The 17,085-nt window shown below is 72.1% G+C and carries 15 protein-coding genes and 2 tRNA genes; 8 read left to right on the top strand and 9 right to left on the bottom strand.

All coding sequences use genetic code 11. The annotated features are described in order from the left end of the window. The first annotated feature begins 132 nt into the window (after window positions 1-132). The gene (locus FIP57_RS10435) at window positions 133-873 is read left to right on the top strand and encodes a DUF5131 family protein (RefSeq protein ID WP_338039919.1); all 741 of its coding nucleotides are present in this window, start codon (window positions 133-135) and stop codon (window positions 871-873) included. On the opposite strand, the gene FIP57_RS10430 is transcribed toward FIP57_RS10435, so the two are convergent. Both FIP57_RS10430 and FIP57_RS10425 read right to left on the bottom strand, forming a co-directional pair. Beyond that, window positions 870-1,979, bottom strand: a complete 1,110-nt coding sequence (locus tag FIP57_RS10430; RefSeq protein WP_148573439.1) for a three-Cys-motif partner protein TcmP — start codon at window positions 1,977-1,979, stop codon at window positions 870-872. The two genes, FIP57_RS10435 and FIP57_RS10430, sit on opposite strands and share 4 nt — an antisense overlap. Window positions 1,980-2,377: 398 nt before the next feature. After that, a tRNA-Arg gene (locus tag FIP57_RS10425) sits at window positions 2,378-2,450 on the bottom strand. Between the two features lie 84 nt (window positions 2,451-2,534). Between FIP57_RS10425 and FIP57_RS10420 the strand changes: the two genes are divergently transcribed. The 3 genes from FIP57_RS10420 (at window position 2,535) to FIP57_RS10410 (ending at window position 6,059) form a co-directional block, all read left to right on the top strand. Then, the gene (locus FIP57_RS10420; RefSeq protein ID WP_162529752.1) at window positions 2,535-3,026 is read left to right on the top strand and encodes a PaaI family thioesterase; all 492 of its coding nucleotides are present in this window, start codon (window positions 2,535-2,537) and stop codon (window positions 3,024-3,026) included. Between the two features lie 116 nt (window positions 3,027-3,142). Continuing rightward, window positions 3,143-4,942, top strand: coding sequence for a phosphoenolpyruvate carboxykinase (GTP) (locus FIP57_RS10415; RefSeq protein ID WP_238993394.1), 1,800 nt, complete (start codon window positions 3,143-3,145; stop codon window positions 4,940-4,942). A gap of 58 nt (window positions 4,943-5,000) precedes the next feature. Then, a complete protein-coding gene (locus FIP57_RS10410) occupies window positions 5,001-6,059 on the top strand; it encodes a LuxR family transcriptional regulator (protein ID WP_148573436.1) in 1,059 nt (352 codons plus the stop codon). A 257-nt stretch (window positions 6,060-6,316) separates the two neighbouring features. Here FIP57_RS10410 and FIP57_RS10405 read toward each other — a convergent pair whose 3' ends face one another. The 5 genes from FIP57_RS10405 to FIP57_RS10385 all read right to left on the bottom strand — a co-directional run bounded on the left by FIP57_RS10405 (window position 6,317) and on the right by FIP57_RS10385 (window position 12,120). Then, complete coding sequence (locus FIP57_RS10405; protein ID WP_148573435.1) at window positions 6,317-6,502, bottom strand: hypothetical protein; 186 nt, start codon at window positions 6,500-6,502, stop codon at window positions 6,317-6,319. A 159-nt stretch (window positions 6,503-6,661) separates the two neighbouring features. Next, complete coding sequence (locus tag FIP57_RS10400) at window positions 6,662-9,262, bottom strand: CHAT domain-containing protein (RefSeq protein ID WP_148573434.1); 2,601 nt, start codon at window positions 9,260-9,262, stop codon at window positions 6,662-6,664. Window positions 9,263-9,272: 10 nt separating this feature from the next. Beyond that, window positions 9,273-9,812 (bottom strand): carboxypeptidase regulatory-like domain-containing protein, encoded by a 540-nt coding sequence (locus FIP57_RS10395; protein ID WP_148573433.1) that lies wholly within the window; start codon window positions 9,810-9,812, stop codon window positions 9,273-9,275. Next, window positions 9,809-10,432, bottom strand: a complete 624-nt coding sequence (locus FIP57_RS10390) for an RNA polymerase sigma factor (RefSeq protein ID WP_148573432.1) — start codon at window positions 10,430-10,432, stop codon at window positions 9,809-9,811. Before FIP57_RS10390 ends, FIP57_RS10395 begins: the two co-directional genes overlap by 4 nt. After that, window positions 10,432-12,120, bottom strand: a complete 1,689-nt coding sequence (locus tag FIP57_RS10385) for a S8/S53 family peptidase (RefSeq protein ID WP_148573431.1) — start codon at window positions 12,118-12,120, stop codon at window positions 10,432-10,434. The genes FIP57_RS10390 and FIP57_RS10385 overlap by 1 nt, the downstream gene beginning before the upstream one ends. Window positions 12,121-12,523: 403 nt before the next feature. Between FIP57_RS10385 and FIP57_RS10380 the strand changes: the two genes are divergently transcribed. The 3 genes from FIP57_RS10380 (at window position 12,524) to FIP57_RS10370 (ending at window position 15,180) form a co-directional block, all read left to right on the top strand. Further along, window positions 12,524-13,276 carry a T3SS effector HopA1 family protein gene (locus FIP57_RS10380; RefSeq protein ID WP_148573430.1) on the top strand — a complete coding sequence of 251 codons (753 nt, stop codon included), beginning with the start codon at window positions 12,524-12,526 and terminating at the stop codon, window positions 13,274-13,276. Between the two features lie 27 nt (window positions 13,277-13,303). Next, window positions 13,304-14,845: a metallophosphoesterase family protein gene (locus FIP57_RS10375; RefSeq protein ID WP_238993393.1), complete on the top strand. Its 1,542-nt coding sequence runs from the start codon at window positions 13,304-13,306 to the stop codon at window positions 14,843-14,845. 245 nt (window positions 14,846-15,090) lie between these two features. Then, window positions 15,091-15,180 (top strand) — tRNA-Ser (locus tag FIP57_RS10370). A gap of 191 nt (window positions 15,181-15,371) precedes the next feature. On the opposite strand, the gene FIP57_RS10365 is transcribed toward FIP57_RS10370, so the two are convergent. Further along, window positions 15,372-15,824 (bottom strand): hypothetical protein, encoded by a 453-nt coding sequence (locus FIP57_RS10365; protein WP_148573429.1) that lies wholly within the window; start codon window positions 15,822-15,824, stop codon window positions 15,372-15,374. Between the two features lie 112 nt (window positions 15,825-15,936). Between FIP57_RS10365 and FIP57_RS10360 the strand changes: the two genes are divergently transcribed. Next, window positions 15,937-16,308, top strand: a complete 372-nt coding sequence (locus FIP57_RS10360) for a hypothetical protein (RefSeq protein ID WP_148573428.1) — start codon at window positions 15,937-15,939, stop codon at window positions 16,306-16,308. Between the two features lie 10 nt (window positions 16,309-16,318). On the opposite strand, the gene FIP57_RS10355 is transcribed toward FIP57_RS10360, so the two are convergent. Beyond that, entirely contained in the window at window positions 16,319-17,059 is a 741-nt protein-coding gene (locus tag FIP57_RS10355) for a response regulator (RefSeq protein WP_238993392.1), read from the bottom strand. Between the last annotated feature and the right edge of the window lie 26 nt (window positions 17,060-17,085).

The following is a 17,085-nucleotide window of genomic DNA, read 5'->3' as shown; positions in this document are numbered from 1 at the left end:
CCTGACACCTGCCTGTGCAATGGGCCGCGGACCCGCCGGCGTCGCAGAAAGGCCGGTTAGCCTGCTGCTGAGTGCGCCATACTGGTGGCGGATCGAACGTGTGTTCGAATCGAAGGAGTGCGCGACGTGGCCATGAACAGCGCGATCGAATGGACCGAGGCCACCTGGAACCCAGTGACCGGGTGCGACCGGGTGGCTGCCGGCTGTGACAACTGCTACGCCCTGGCGCTATCCAAGAGGCTCAAAGCCATGGGTGCCGAGAAGTACCAGAACGACGGCGACCCCAGGACCTCAGGCCCGGGCTTCGGAGTCACCCTCCACCCGAGATCCCTAGAGCAGCCCTACAGGTGGAAGTCGCCGAAGGTCGTCTTCGTGAACTCGATGAGCGACCTGTTCCATGCCAAGGTGCCGATCGCTTTCGTTCGCGAAATCTTCGACGTCATCCAGGACACGCCTCAGCACACTTACCAAGTCCTGACCAAGCGAGCTCACAGGATGGCGCGCTTCGCCGACGAGCTGGACTGGCCCGACAACCTCTGGATGGGCGTCTCGGTGGAGTCGTTCGACGCCGTCGACCGAATCGACCACCTCCGAGCTACGCCCACCGCTGTTCGCTTCTTGTCTTGCGAGCCGCTCATAACCGCGCTACCTAACCTCGACCTCACCAATATCAACTGGGTCATCGCCGGCGGCGAATCCGGTCCAAATGCCCGGGCGATGGATCCCGCTTGGGTGACGAATCTCCGCGATCAGTGCGAGGACGCTGGCGTCGCCTTCTTCTTCAAGCAATGGGGTGGGCGTACGCCAAAGGCAAATGGCCGTGAGCTCGAGGGCCGCACTTGGGACGACATGCCGGCACTGGCGCCGGCCTAGGGGTCCGGGAAAACGATCGACACGACACCTTCTTTATAGGTGCCCTTTCGGGTCTGCCCGAATGCCTGGATCAGGCCGTCGTCCTGCATCGGCTTCAGCGTCGCTCGCCGAACTTGCGCGCTGTGGAACGGTGTCTCGGCGACGACGTGGTCAACGAGCTGCTTTATCGCGACCGTCTGCCCTGCGTAGTGCTGCAGCAGGTAGTCCCGCAACGGACCGGTCGCCTCCTCGTTATCGAAGAGCACGGGCTGGTCCGCCAGCCGGTCTTCGAAGCGGTAGTCGCCGCTCGGGGCGAGCTTCCACATCGCCTCCTTCATGCGGTCGAACGCCTGGAGGTTCCGGGTGCAAAAGAACATGTAGTTGCCAATGTGCCCGGTTTGATTGACCATAGCGAAACTTCGAACATGGGCGAAGTTGCAGACGCTCTTCAACTGCCGCTCGTACAGATCGTGGAGGAACTGCTGCCGCTCTGGCCCGGCGCTCGGCGCGTCCTTGAACTCGTCGGTCCCGAAGAGCCGCTCGAAGTGCGCGTCAACATTTCCGGCAGTGGCGAACCGGTTCACCGAGTTGAAGTCGAAGTAGATGAAGAGCTCACAGCGCTCGAAACTTAACATCTGGGCGATCAGGTCCAGGGGCAGCCCCATGTAGCCAAAGGGGTCGATGAACGCGAACGTCGGCGCCATGCTGGCGCCCTTGAGGCTCTGCAACATGTCGTTGCCGAGGTCTTCGAATGACTGGTTCCGCGGCTCGAGCAACTTCACCTTGGTCGGCCACGGCTGGTTGTCCTCGCGGATCTCGCGCAACACGCCGCGCAACGACTCAAACCGTTCCGGGTCGAGCTCATTGAAAACCAGGACGAACTCGCACTTCCAGTTGTCGAAATCGTTGTGGTCGAGGAGCGTCGCGAGCACGAGCACAGGGGACCCGTCCTCGCCGTGGTCGTAGCGGCCGGGGCCAGCGAAAGCGTCAAGAACAATTGCTCGGCCGGCAGTGCGTCCCATGATCGGGAACCACGCCCTAAGGTAGCGGACAAGGAGATCGTGCTTAGCCTTCGTGTGCGGCCACCGAGTCCACCTCGTGGGCAGCCTGTCTCCACGCTTCGGCATCAGCGAGTCCCTTCCGGTCGGGTAAGGCCCGATTCCGCATCTTGCCCCACGAGCAGCGCGGACGGGGGCGGAACACGGTTGTCCCAAGTAGCGGGGGACCGAAGCACCACATCGCGCGTTCGCGGCACGTTCGCGCACTACTGCCGTGAGGTCGCATCAGCGTGGGCAGGATGTGTTGGCCTGGCGCGCAGCGGCGGTCACGGATTTCGCGCCCCAAGGCGGCAGCCGGCCATCGGCGGCACGAGCTTGGTCGCGGACTCAGTCGACGGGCCGGGCGCGCCGGGTTGGCGTCAACGTTGGCGTCAGCAAGCGCCGAGATCAGCCTTGAGTTGTTACCGGTCGTGGTGACACGCAAGAAAAGCCCAGGTCAGCGGCGTGCTGACCCGGGCTTCGTCGAGCGCGCCCGTAGGGATTCGAACCCCAAACCTTCTGATCCGTAGTCAGATGCTCTATCCGTTGAGCTACGGGCGCCCACCCCGCACCGAGGCGCAGGGCACGGGGAAGTCTAGCGGTCCGTCCCGAACGTACGAAATCGGAGCCGCCTACGCTCCCTCCGTGACCGATCTCGAGCACATCCGCCCCGGCCCCTTCGCCGAGCTGCTCGGCTTCCGCACCGTGCAGGTCGAGGAGGGCGAGGTCGTGCTCGAGGGGCTGCCGGGCGACGAGCACCTCAACGCCGGCGGCTTCGTGCACGGCGGCTACCTCAGCGCGCTGCTCGACAACGCGACCGGGCTGGCCGCCCGGACGCGCGTGCCGGCGCAGCTCCTCACGCCCCACCTCGACATCCACGTGCAGTACGTCCGCGGCGCGAAGGCCGGCTTGCCGCTGACCTGCCGGGCCACGGTGCTCAGCGGCGGCCGCCGAGCGGTGTCGGTGGCGGCCGAGGTGACCCAGGAGGGCCGGCTGGTCGCCCGGGCCAGCAGCAGCCACGCGGTCGTCCAGAAGCCGACGGACGACCCTCGACGTGACGCAGACCACAATTGGAACGAAGGCCGGACAGCCTTGGAACGGTCAAATGGCCGATCCCCACCGCCCCAGGTAACTTGACTGCACTCCGTCACTGACCTGCGCTTTTGGCGCCGGCTAGGACACGGAGGCCGCAACGGTGCGGGTCTGGCGAGCGCACAACCACCGCGAAGGGGACGGCCGGAATGACTGCCGAGATGACCGACACACCCACCACCCATGAAGGCATCCTGTCCTGGGTCCGAGAGGTCGCCGAGCTGACGCAGCCGGACCGGATCCACTGGTGCACCGGCTCCGACGAGGAGTGGACCGAGCTCACCGACGCCCTCGTCGCGTCCGGCACCTTCGTGCGGCTCGACCCGGAGAAGAAGCCCAACTCCTTCTGGGCCGCCTCCGACCCGACCGACGTGGCCCGGGTCGAGGACCGCACCTTCATCTGCTCCGTCGACGAGCGCGACGCCGGCCCCACCAACAACTGGGTGGACCCGCGCGAGATGAAGGCGACGATGACCGACCTGTACCGCGGCTGCATGCGGGGTCGGACCATGTACGTCGTCCCCTTCGTCATGGGCCACCTCGACGCCCCCAAGCCGATGTTCGGCGTGGAGATCACCGACTCGGCGTACGTCGTCGTCAGCATGCGCGTCATGGCCCGCATGGGCACCGAGGTCCTCCGCAAGATGGAGGAGGTCAATGCGGACTACGTCCCCGCCCTCCACTCCGTCGGCGCACCGCTCGAGCCGGGCCAGAAGGACGTCCCCTGGCCCTGCAACGAGACCAAGTACATCGTCCAGTTCCCCGAGGAGCGGGCGATCTGGAGCTACGGCTCCGGCTACGGCGGCAACGCGCTGCTCGGCAAGAAGTGCTACGCGCTCCGCATCGCCTCGGTGATGGCCCGCGACGAGGGCTGGATGGCCGAGCACATGCTGATCCTCAAGCTCACCTCGCCACAGGGCGTCGTGAAGTACGTCGCCGCGGCCTTCCCGTCCGCCTGCGGCAAGACGAACCTCGCCATGCTCGCCCCGACCATCCCCGGCTGGAAGGTCGAGACCCTCGGCGACGACATCGCTTGGATGCGGATCGGCGAGGACGGCCGGCTGTGGGCGGTCAACCCCGAGTTCGGCCTCTTCGGCGTCGCGCCGGGCACCAACGAGCACACCAACCCCAACGCGATGCGCACCATCAACCTGGGCAACTCGGTGTTCACCAACGTCGCGCTGACCGAGGACGGCGACATCTGGTGGGAGGGGCTGGAGAACCCCCCGGCGAAGGCCACCAGCTGGAAGGGCCAGCCCTGGACTCCGGACTCCGACGAGCCGTCCAGCCACCCGAACAGCCGCTACTGCACGCCGATCAAGCAGTGCCCGATCCTCGCCCCGGAGTACGACGACCCGCGCGGCGTCCCGATCGACGCGATCCTCTTCGGCGGCCGGCGCAAGACGACGATCCCGCTGGTGACCGAGGCCCGCGACTGGACCCACGGCACCTTCATGGGAGCCACGCTCTCCAGCGAGACCACCGCCGCCGCGACCGGCGCGGTCGGTGTCGTCCGCCGCGACCCGATGGCGATGCTGCCGTTCATCGGCTACAACGCCGGTGACTACTTCAGCCACTGGATCGCGATGGGCAAGGACAACGACGCCTCGAAGATGCCGCGAATCTTCTACGTCAACTGGTTCCGCCGCGACGAGGACGGCGACTTCCTCTGGCCCGGGTTCGGCGAGAACAGCCGCGTCCTCAAGTGGGTCGTGGAGCGCATCGACGGCCAGGCGGCCGCCGTCGAGACGCCGATCGGCCACGTGCCGACCGTCGACGCCCTCGACACCGACGGGCTCGACATGACGCCGGAGCAGCTCGAGGAGGCCCTCAAGGTCGACGTCGAGGAGTGGAAGGCCGAGATCCCGCAGATCCAGGAGTGGTTCGAGAAGTTCGGCGACGACCTGCCGGCGATCCTCTGGACCGAGCTGGACGGGCTCAAGGCCCGCCTCGGCCTCTGACACCCACCTGCAGCACTTCGCCTCGCCCGGGTCCCACGGCTCGGGCATCATGGGGCACATGACGGAGCTCGTGCAGTCCGCCCTCTCCCGGGCCCTTGCGGGGACCCCGGGGAGGGCGGAGCACGAGGTCGTCGAGGAGATCGGCACCGACGTCTACGAGACGGCCGTCTCCCAAGGGTGGATCGACGAGAGCGACGCCGACTTCGCTCTCGGCACCCCCCGCCGCACCGCCCTCGAGCTCCTCACCGAGCTCGGGCTCTTCACCTTCGACGACCACGCCCGCCGCTGGCACCCCGTCGACCCGTCGGCCGCCTCCGACCAGCTGGTCGTCCCGATGGCGCAGCGCGGCAGCGAGCTGCTCGCCGAGTCGGCGCGCTGGAACGACACCTTCAGCCGGCTCGGCAAGGTCTACCGCGGCTCGTCGTTGAACCTCCAGCGCACCCTCACCGAGGTGCACGGCGTCGAGAACATCAACCGGTTCATCGACACCCAGCTCAACGACTGCCGCACCGAGCTGCTCACCGCGCAGCCCTACGGCAAGCGCCCCAAGAGCGACCTCGCCCAGGCCGAGCCGCGCGACCTCGCGGCCCTCCGCCGCGGCATCGCGATGCGCACGCTCTACCAGCACTCCGCACGGCAGAGCCCGGCCACCCGGGAGTACGTCTCCGACGTCGTCGCCCTCGGCGCCGAGGTGCGCACCTCCGACGAGTTCTTCAAGCGGTTGCTGGTCTTCGACCGGCACACCGCGATCATCCCGGCGACCGAGAACCACGCCGTCGCGATCGCGATCCACGACAAGTCGGTGGTCGCCTACCTCGTCGACATCTTCGAGCGCGCCTGGGAGCGGGCGCTGCCGTTCACCGTCGAGGGCGAGGCGGTGGCGCGGACCATCGCCGGCGAGGTCCGCGCGATGACGCTGCGGATGCTCGTCGAGGGGCACAGCGACGTGGTCAGCGCCAAGCGGCTCGGCGTCAGCGCCCGCACGTACGCCTCCTACATCGCCGCGCTCAAGGAGGAGTACGGCGTGCAGACCCGGTTCCAGCTCGGGTGGGCGATGAGCCAGTCCCACGACGGCCAGCTCCGACCGCCGTACGCCGGACGCGGGGCCGTCGGCTGACCGGAGCTCCGGTCACGGGGGCGGAGGAGAAGTCTTCCGGCGGGGGCTCCGCTCCCCGAGCAGAGCGGAGAGCCCCCGCCGAGCCACGAGACGGAACGAGGGGCAGCATCGGGGATGCTGCCCCTCGGCGACCGGGACGGGCCTGTGATTCGGGGTGCGGCGTCGAGGTGGGGTGGGAACGCCGGGCCGTCCCGGTCGCGCGGCTTCGGGGTCGGGGGTTGGTGGGGATCCCTCAGCCTGCTTCCGTGTTCAGTTGGTCAGAAGCTGCCCCAGCCCGTGTCCTTGCGCTGGACCTGGGCCGTGGAGCCGCTGGTGTCGCTCTTCAGGGTGGTCCCGTCGCCGATCGTCGTGGCGGCCGACGCGGGGGCTACGGAGGTGACCATGGTCAGCGTGACGGCTGCGAGCAGCGCGCCGAAGAGCTTCTTCGCCGTGTGGTTCTTCATCATGGTTTCCTCTTGATCCGGGGGGTTCGGCCTGAGCGGCCGCCACCATTGTGGGCATTTCGCCCACCCCCGAGCCACCTCACGGCGATGCGGCTCCTTGCATTGCAAGTTTCTGCAAAAAGGCAGGAGGGAGCGCGGCTCAGGCGGCGGATCGCCCTCTCACCACGTTGCACCGAAGCACACGAACGCCGCTGGGGCCCCTTCTTCAAGAGACTGGTGTTGTGCGTCGGCCACGGCCGCAGCGGCATCGGCCCCGAGAGTCATGGCGTGGTGCGCCCGCCTCATCAGCCGTGCGGAGACATCGTCGCGCACTCGGGCCACCCCCGCAACGACCGAACGCGTGCCGAGCTGGAGCAGCACGTGCGTCAGCCCCAACGACTCGTCCCCCGGACGGACCGTCGCCAGCCCCGCCTCGCACGCCGAGAGCACCACGCACCCCGCGGTCCGACCGCCCGCCGCGGTGGGGTCGACCTCGTAGGCGTAGAGGTCGCCGTCGGCCATCCGCACCGAGCTGAACAGCGGGTTGTCCGGGCGGTGCCGGCCGTGCGCGGCGACGTGCACCAGGTCGGCGCCGAGCAGCGCGGCGTGCGCCTCGGCGGTGGTCGCCTCGGCACCGGTCAGCGCGCGGCCGCCCTTCCAGGTGCCGGCGACCTCGACGGCCTCGTCGGCGGCGAGCCGTAGGTCCGGGCCGGCCACCGCCACCACCCGCGGATCCGCGGGCCGCCCGGGCGTGTCGAGCCCGGCGAGCCAGAAGGACGCGCTCGGCGTGACCACCGTCGAGGTGCCCACCCGGCTCGGCAGCAGCCCCCAGGGCAGCATCACCAGGTCGCCGCCGCAGGAGACGACCAGCGGCCGGCCCTGCGCGCGCAAGGGCGCGACCAGCAGCGTGTCGAGCCGGGCGAGCCCCGCGTCCAGGCTCCCCCGGACCGCCGCGAGCATCGGCGGCGGCAGGTGCGGCAGGGCGAGCGCGTCGAGGTCGGCACGGACCCGGGTCACCAGCCCGCTCACGTCGCCGACCGGCGCGAGGTCGTGGAGCTCGACCTTCGACCCGCGCACCGACACCGCGACCCACCGGCCGTCGTGCCGCGCGTACGTCGCGAAGGCGGAGCCCGAGGCGGCCGCCGCCTCCCGGACCCGGACGCACCGCGGCGCCTCGTCGACCGAGCCGTGCTCCGCCTCGAGCTCCCACGCCCGGGAGCGGATCTCCCCCTGCAGCCGCGAGGCCTCCGCGCGCAGCGCGGCCAGCCGGTCCTCGCCCTCGGCGTCGCCCTCGAGCCCGCGCGCCTCCTCCTCGGCCCGGCGCAGCTCGGTGAGCAGCCGGGCGGTCCGCTCGTCGCCGGGCGGCCCGACCGGAGGGAGCCGGGTGGAGACGGCGCGGTACTGCTCCACCAGGTGCAGCACGCGCGCGGGCGAGCCGCTGGCCAGCGCGACGTCGAGCCCGATCCGGGAGAGGCCGGCCCCGTGGACGGCGCTGGCGGTGCGCAGGTCGAGCGAGCCGAACGAGTGCTGGTAGCCGCCGAGCTCGGTCAGCCCCCGACGCACCTCCCGTGCCGCGGCCGGGAGGTCGCCGCGACACCGGGCCGCCAGCGCGCGGACCTCCCGGGTCTGCATCCGTGTCGTCAGCGGGTCGGTCGCGCGCACGGTCGGCAGCCGGTCGGCCGGCGGGTCCCCGGCCAGCATCCGGCACTCCTCGGCGAGCAGCCCCGCGTTGCGGGCCAGGTCGCGGCGCCCCTCGGCACGGCAGGCCTCGGCCAGCGCGGTGGCGCGCTCGGCGGTCGCCAGCAACGCCGTACGCCGGGCACGGGGGCTCCGGTCGTCGGCGGCGAGCCGCTCGCACCGGAGCTCGAGGAGCTGGGCCCGGCGCAGCCAGCGGACGTTGCCGCGGCGGCCGAACCGGCGCCGTGCCGAGGCGGCGAACCCGCGAGCGCGGGCTGCGTCGTTGCGGACCAGGGCGCACTCGGCCCGCACCAGCTCGATCTCGGCGAGGTCCTGCACCAGCCGGTGCTCGGCGGTGACCGCGGCGGCCTGCTCGAGCAGCTCGTCGGCCTCGGTGACCAGCCCGGCCTCCCGCAGCACCCGGGCCCGGTCGAGCAGCATCGTCGGGTGCGGACCGAGGGGGTAGGCGCCCGCGGCGACCTCGAGGTCGGCCAGCGCGCGCGGGAGGCGGCCGTCGAGGAAGGCGACGTAGCCGAGGTTGTGCGACGCCATCGCCTGCTGCATCCGGTCCTTCGCGGCGGCGGCGTGCTCCGCCGAGGCCTCGAGGTCGGCGCGCGCGGCGTCGATGTCGGCGAGCTCGAGGTGGAGCGCCCCGCGGTTGAGCAGGATGATCGCCCGGTCGACCAGCGGCGCCTGGTCGAGGGTGGCCACCGCCTCGTCGAACGCCGCCAACGCCTCGGCGGTCCGGCCCGCCCGGAGCAGCATCAGCGCCCGCTGGCCTCGGACCATCGGCACCAGGGCCGGCGGGTCGCCGGACGCCTCACGGGCGGCGACGGCGAGCGCGGTCTCCTCGGCCTGCGCCAGGAGTGCGAGGGCCTCGTCGAGGTCGCCGGCGATCTCGAAGGTCGGCGCCGACTCGCTCATCAGCGTCCGGGCCTGGATCGCCCGCGCGCGGGAGGGATCGAGGGCGACCCACCGCTCGGCGCGCCGGCGCACCGCACGCAGCCGTCGGACCGACTGGGCCGGGCGGCCGCTCCGGAACGCGAGGACCGCCTGCTCGATCTCCGCCTCCAGCGCCTCGAAGCTGACGGCGGGGCTGGCCACCCGCCTGAGGTTACAGCTCGAACACCGGTGTCACGACCGAACCGCGCTCCTCCCGCGACGAGCGGAACGTCATCTGCGCGAACCCCTCGGGGAGCCCCTCGAGGACGAACCGGCCGGACTCGTCGGTGACGAGCTCGCGGGTCTCGTCGCGGAGCCGCAGCTGCACCGTCGTCACCCCGGCCGGAGCGACCCACCCGTCGATGCGCAGCCCGGCCCGACCGCCCCGGGACACGCTCACCATCACGGTCAGCTCGTCGGTGGAGAAGGTGAGCGTCTCGGTGCGTACCTCTGCGGTCGGCTCGCTGCGCACCGCCATCGCGTCCACGGGGAGCCGGGTGATCCGGGCGACCTCGGAGAACATCTCGTCCAGGGCGAGCGAGAACTTCACGCGGTCCACGAGGTCCGGCGGCACGGGGTCGACCTGCTCGTAGAGCGCGGCCACCTCCTGCAGCACCGACACGTCGCTGTCGTCGAGCGGCTCGGCTGCCAGCCGGTCCTCGTTGCTACCACCGCTGCCGGTCCCGCCGCGCGTCATGTCGTCCCCGTTCATCCCGTGATTCCTTCCCAGAGGGGGTCGCGTGACAGCTCGTCACGCAGCTTCGCCAGGCACCTGCCCCGCGTCGGCCCGATGCTGCCCACCGGCATGCCCAGCGACTCGGCCAGCGACGAGTAGTCGGGCCGGTCCGCGAACGCGATGACGCCGATCAGCTGGCGGCACCGCGGCGACAGCGACTGCACGTGGCCCCACAGGGCCCGCTGCCGGTGGTCGGCGAAGACCATCTCGTCCGGCGCGCTCTCCGGCGGCACCGGCAGGTCGAGCATCTCCTCGTCGTCGACGCCGAAGAACCCGGCAGCGCGCTGGCGGTCCTGGCGCGCCCGCTGGGCGACCTTCCAGGACTCGCGCTTGGTCGCGGTGAGCAGCCACTTGACCACCGTCCGCGGGTCCCGCACCGACTCCGCCGTGCGCAGCAGGCTCATCCACACCGTCTGCACGACGTCCTCCGCGGTCGCCTGGTCGAGCCCCGCGCCGCGCGCGGTCCGCCACATCAGCGGCGTCGCCACCTCGACGAGGTCGTCGAACGCCGAGCGCTCGCCGCGCTGGTAGCGGTCGAACGCCTCGCTCGCCCGGTCGACCAGCGTGTCGCCCTGCTGCGGGCCGACCGCGCGCATCACGACGGCTCCTCGGCGCTGTCGCGGCCGGTCGGCATCGCGTCGACGAGCGCCTGCAAGGTCGCGACCGCCTCCGCGTTGTCGGCCGGGCGGTACCCCTCGGCGCACCGCTCGGCCAGCGCGGCGGCGAGCTCGCCGGCGAACACCGGCGCGGAGAACGAGGTGCCGCTCCACACCCCGAAGCCGGAGGAGAAGTCGTCCGGGTCGGGGGCCGCGCGGTACTCGCCGCGGTGGTTGCGGACCAGGTTGCGCGGCTGCAGCGACGCGTCGTAGTTCTTCGGGAAGGTGCTCACCAGCGAGGCGCCGGGGCGGAGGTACTTCACCCACGGCCCGTCGTTGCTGAACAGCGCGATCGTGCCCTCCGGGTTGAGCGCGCCGACGCAGCACAGCTCGACGCACGGCCGGCCGTCCCGCTCCTCCACCAGCCCGTCCTCGCAGGTGGCGAAGGCGGCGGGGTACATCGGCCGCGAGGTGGCGTCGTTGCCCGCCGAGACCACCACCGCGGCGCCGTACTGCCCGAGGAGCTTGAGCGGACCGCGCAGCAGCGCATCGGTCGCGGCGTCCTCCGGCTCCTCGTGGTAGTAGCCGAGCGAGAGGCAGACGACGTCGACCGGCAGGTGGTCGGGGTCGCCGTTGCGGCCGAGCACCTGGCGCAGCGCCAGCAGCTGGAGGCAGCGCAGCAGCTCGAACTCCGAGACCTGCCCGTCGTTGCCGTACGTCGGCACGTCGAGGAGCAGCGCCTCGGGGCACGCCTGCCGGACGAGCCCGGCGATGAACGTGCCGTGGCCGGCGTCCGGGTCGAGCTCGTCGAGGAGCGGGTCGCTGGTGCCGTGCAGCTCTGCGGCGACGGTGGCCGGGTCGATCCCGATGCGCATGCCCATCACCTGCACGTCGCGGCGGACGAACTCGTCGGTCAGCCAGTCGTGCTCGCCGATGCCGGTGTCGAGGACGGCGACGACCGGCCGCGCCAGCTTCGTCAGGTCGTACGACGGGACGGGCGGGCGGCCGAGCCAGGCGACGGGCTGGCGTCCGCCGTACCCGGCCTGGCCGTACATCAGCACGCCGGGGTTGGTGACGACCGGGTGGCCGGACGTGACCGGGTGACCGGACGTGACCGGGTGACCCGACGTGACGGGGTGGCCCGACGTCACGGGGTGGCCAGAGGTGACGGGGTGGCCAGAGGTGACGGGGTGACCCGACGTCACCGGGTGGCCGGACGTGACCGGGTGGCCGGACGTGACCGGGTGGCCGGACGTGACCGGGTGGCCGGAGGTGACCGGGTCGGCGATGGCGGGGTGGTCGAGGGCGACGTCGTAGTACCCCTCCGCGCCGGGGCCGCCGATCCGCGCGCGGTAGTCCTGCAGCAGCCGCCAGGTGTCGATCGGCTTGAAGGCGCCGCTGTGCTCGTCGGACGGCACCAGCCGGGCGCAGCGCACCCAGACCGCCGCGAGCTCCGCACGCTGCGCGTCGTCCAGGGGCGCCTCGTCGAGCAGCGCGCGCTCACGCTCGCCGCGCTCGTCCCACTGCAGCCGGAACCCCGCCGCGGCCGCGACCTCGTCGAGCGCGGTCGTGACCCGCCCCGACGAGCCCCGCACCAGCAAGGTGTCGGCGAGGTGTGCGGTCGGCCGGACGGCCCCCTGGCCGGTCAGCTGGTAGGCGGTGACCGGGTCGAGGACCCGGACGTTCAAGTACCGCGAGGAGTGGTCGCCGGGATACCTCCTCGCTCGCGCGCGACGCGCGGCTCCACCCCGTCGTCCGCCGTTGCCCTCCGCTGGTCCCACCATCAGCCCCTCTGCCCCGCTTCCTTCCGAGTCCTGGTCCGTCCTGGTCTCCGCGAGTGCCCGAGCACTACCGGCGTCCGCAAGGCTATTGCCGGCCCTGCCGTGCCGTCAGGGGCTCCCGGCACCCGTCCGGGGGCCCCTGGGGGCACCACCGGCGGCTCGACCTCACCCCCACGGAGGTCGAGCCGCCGGACGTACCCCTTGCCTGTCGGCACGTGGTGGAGGAGCCGCCGGGGCGAGCGGTGATACGTCCTTCGAAAAACTTCTTCGGTCCTGTATCAACCGGCACCCGGCCCGCTCCTGAGGAGGCATGAGCTACCACCAGGAGATCGACCGAGCCGTGCTGCTGGCCCGCCGCGCCGTCGCGGGGGCCCACCTCGAGGAGCCGGGCCCGCTGACCCGATTCCTCTACCAGCGGTGGTACCTCGGCCGGGGGCCCGAGACCACGGTCCCGGCCCAGGCCACCGCCTCCGACCGGTCGGCGCGCTCCCTGCCGGCCACCCCGCCCTGGCGCACCTGGGGCGAGCACTGGACCGACGACCGCGAGTGCCGCGGCAGCGACCTGGTCCGCCTCTTCCTCGCCTGCGCGCCGCACACCGCGCTGCACACCGTCGCCGCCGTGACCGCGCACGCCCAGCGGTGGGACCAGCCGTGGCTGCTCACCTCGCGGGCGCTCGGCCAGACGGTCCCGAGCCCGGACTCGACCGTGCTCTACCTGCCGGCGGACGCGCTCGACGCGCTGCACGACCCTGTCGAGGCGATGCTGAACGACATCCGCCCGTTCCTCGCGACCACCGTGCCGGCGCTCACCCTGCGGCTCGGTCGCGGTGCCGCACTCGCCCAGAACCCTGCCGACGGCCGCCCCTTCGGCCAGCACCGGTGCAGCCTGATCGCCGGGACCGTGCTGGCGAACCGGACGCTCCCGCACGGCAAGATCGTCGACCAGGTCCGCGACACCTTCCGCCGCGCCGGCGTCGACCCGCAGCGCCCCTACCGGGCGCTCGGCTCCGACTGGGCGTGGTCCCGGCAGTCGCGGGGCACCCGCACCCGCGTCGCCGCCTGACCGGGAGCGCCTCCCTACCCTGGGGGCGTGCCCGAGCCCGAGCCGTCCCCGCGCTGGTGGCCCCGGTGGCCGAACCCGCGGGTGCGGCGGCTGGCGGTCGCCGGCGTGCTGCTGCTCGGCTGGGTGGCCGTCGCCGTCCCCGTCGGCGCGCTGACCTTCGACCGCAGCAGCCGGACGACGGTGCTCGCCGGCCACGAGGCGCAGATCCGGCCCACCTTCGACGGGTGGGCCACGGTCGACCTGGGGCCGGTGCTGCCGAGCCTCCGCTACCCGAGCGGCAGCCGGATCGGGGCGGACATCGCGCTGGGGCGCACGTCGCTGGGTTCCTACGAGGAGCTCGTCGACCGCTACGCGTTCCTCGCCTCCCAACCCGAGAGCCAGATCGCCAAGGTCCGGGGGGCGCTGGTCGAGATGGCGCTTGCCGCCGCGCTCACCGGTGCGCTGGCCGGGCTCGCCGTACCGGCGACCTGGGTGCTGGTCGGCCCCCGTCGCCGGCGTGAGCTCGCCCGCTCCCGGCGCGCGCTGACCGCGATCGGCGTCACCGGCGCGCTGGCCGTCACCGGGCTGACCGCCGTGGCGACCCGCCCGTGGGACGACGAGGCCGACCGGCTCACCGACACCCGGTGGCGCCCGGTGGCCGAGGCGCTGCCCGACGTACCCATCCCCGCGCAGGCGCGCGACCTCCAGGTCGACGCCGGGCTGCTGACCCAGGGGACCGAGCGGCTGGTCGCGTCGGCGCTCGACAGCTACCGCAAGAGCTCCGCCTTCTACGCCGAGGCCGCGGCGGCCGCCGAGTCGCTCCCGCTGCGCGAGCCGTCCGAGGACGAGACGGTCGGGGTCCTGGTCTCCGACCGCCACGACAACATCGGGATGGATCCGGTCGCCCGGGCCGTCGCGGACGCCGCCGGCGCCACCTTCCTGATGTCCGCCGGCGACGACACCTCCACCGGCTCGTCGTGGGAGGCCTTCAGCCTGGAGTCGCTCGACGAGGCGTTCGCCGACTTCGAGCACCGCTACTTCGTGGCCGGCAACCACGACCACGGCGCGTACGTCCCCGAGCAGGCCGAGCGGCTCGGGTTCACCCGGCTCGACGGCGAGGTCGTCGAGGGGCCCGACGGGATCCGGCTGCTCGGCCTCGACGACCCGCGCAGCAGCGGGCTCGGCAACTGGCGCGACGAGACCGGGCTCTCGTTCGGCGACGTGGCCGAGCGGCTCGCGGACATCGCCTGCGAGTCGTCCGAGCGCGTCACGACGTTGCTGGTCCACGACCGGAACCTGGGCGGCCCGGCCCTCGAGCGCGGCTGCGTCGACCTCGTCGTGGCCGGGCACCTGCACGAGGTCCAGGGACCGCTCCGGGTCGAGGGCGAGGGCGGCGAGGTCGGCTGGACCTACACGACCGGGACCACCGGCGGGGCTGCGTACGCGGTCGCGCTCGGCAGCAAGCCGCGGCGGGAGGCGACCATCTCGCTGGTGACCTACCGCGACGGCCGACCGGTCGGGATCCAGTGGGTGCGGCTCACCCCGCTCGGCGAGCTCGAGGCCGGCCCGTGGACCGAGCTGAAGCGTTGAGCCGCCCCTCGTGGCGCGCGTGGTTGGTGTTGAGCCGCCCCTCGTGGCGCACCGAGCGGGTGGACGGATGGCCGCAGGGCCACTCGGACGTGCAGCTCCTCTCCGGACCGGCTCCCCGGAGCACTCGCGCGGCCGAGGTGCACGTCGGCCCGGACCGCGTGCGCCGTACGACGGGCTCGCCGGTGCCCAGCGGGGTGCGATTGGCCGCGGCTCCGCCCCGCCGGGTAGCCTGTCCTCGCTCGTCTGGAGGTGTCGCCTAGTCCGGTCTATGGCGCCCGCCTGCTAAGCGGGTTGAGGGCAAAACCCTCTCGCGGGTTCAAATCCCGCCACCTCCGCTCCGGACGCACGGCCCGTCGGTACTCCCGGCGGGCCGTTGTCATGTGCAGGCGGACACGCGGGGCGGCTCAACACCACCCACGCGCGCCACGAAGGGCGGCTCGACACCACCCACGCGCGCCACGAGGGGCGGCTCAACACCACCCACGCGCGCCACGAAGGGCGGCTCAACACCAACCACGGGAGACGGTCAGCGGAGGCGGCGGTAGCCGTGGCCCTTGTCGAGCCGCGCCCGGAGGTCGGCCACGAAGGTCGCGGGGTCGGTGTCGAGGACGGCGACGGGGATCGTGGTGGTCCGGCCGTCGCGCAGCCTCAGGACCACGCAGTCCTGGCCGCCGACCTTGGCGGTGACGGCGTCCTCCACCTCCCGCCAGCGCCCCTGCTTCACCCCGGCTCCCCGGAGGAACCGCACCCGGAACCCCTCGTCGTCGAACCGCACCAGCGGCACCACCCGCCGCAGCAGCACGGCCGCCGCCACCACCACCGACACCGCCAGCACGACCGTGACGCTGAGCAGCGCCCGGGGCAGGTCGGCGGCAGAGACGAGCAGCGCGACGACCACGACGACCAGCCCGAGCAGGACCAGCAGCGCCCCGAGGGAGCGGATCACCAGGGCGGGCGAGAAGCGGTATTGGGTGGGCACGGGACGAATTGAACCCCACGCCCGTGCGAAGACCGGACCAGCGGACGTGGCCCTTGCCTCTTGACGTGAGCGGCCTCACACTCGGGAGTCCAGGCGAGCGGAGGTACTGCCCATGCACCGTCTCGAAGAGGCCGTCGCCCGGTTGGACTCAGCAGTGTCACGCCCGGTCACCCCTGGTCGGCCACCCGACCTGTCGTGGCGCGAGCTGGTCCGCGCCAGGCTCGGGGAGGTCTACCAGGAGCTCTCCGAGGAGCGCGCCGACGCCCCCGACGGCTGGCTGGAGGCGCGGGCCGGCCACCTCCTCCGGGAGCGCAACCGGTTGCTCGCGAAGGTCTCGGTGATCCACCCGATGGTCGACTCCGCCGACGCGGAGTCGGTGCGGGCGACGGTGGGGCGGCTGGTCCAGGACCTCGAGCACCACCACCAGCGCGTCAGCGACCTGCTGTACGACGGGGTGGCGATGGAGGTCGGCGGCTCGGAGTAGGCAGGAGCCCTCAGGCCGGCCGGGCCAGCTCGGCCCACACGACCTTGCCGTCCCCCGGGATGTCGTCGAGCCCCCACGCGCTGGTGATCGCGTCGACGAGGTGCAGACCGCGCCCGTGCTCGGAGGTCGAGCTCGGCGGCTGGGGCTCCGGGGTGCCCGACCCTGCGTCGATGACGTCGATGCGCACGCTCGACGGGGTGCGGGAGATCCGGATCTTGCACGCCGACTCGGCGTGGGTGATCGCGTTGGCGGCGAGCTCGCTGGTGACCAGGAGCGCGTCGTCGAGGAGCTCCTCGATCCCCCACTCCTCGAGGTGCTCGGCGACGAAGCGGCGGGCGAGCCGGACGCTCGTCAGCTCGCGGGGCAGCTGGAGCTCCGCCTCGACCTTCTGGGGCTCGGACACGGACTGCAGGAGGTCGACGAGGAAGTCGATCGCCTCGTCCTTGCGGACGTAACCCGCGACCCCCTCGTCCTCGAACGACTCCGCGGCCGCCTCGGCGCCGGAGAAGATCACGACCTTGGTGCGCGGCGAGACCTGGCGGATCCGGGTGAGCACCTCGCGGCCCGCCAGGTCGGGGAGCCCGAGGTCGAGGACGACCACGTCGGGCTCGAGCTTCTCGGCCTGCGCCACCGCGCCGACCCCGTCGGCGGCTTCGGCGACGACCTCGAAACCGCCCCGCACACGGAGAGCCGTGCGGACCAGGAGACGCATGTGCGCGACGTCGTCGACGAGCAGGACCCGGGTGGTCACCGGCTCAGTGTAGTGATTCGTCGCCG

This window comes from Nocardioides caldifontis, assembly GCF_008087345.1.
In the GTDB taxonomy this organism is placed as follows: Bacteria; Actinomycetota; Actinomycetes; order Propionibacteriales; family Nocardioidaceae; genus Marmoricola_A; species Marmoricola_A caldifontis.
Note: the sequence above shows the minus strand (reverse complement) of the source record. Positions and strands in the feature narration are given on the sequence as shown.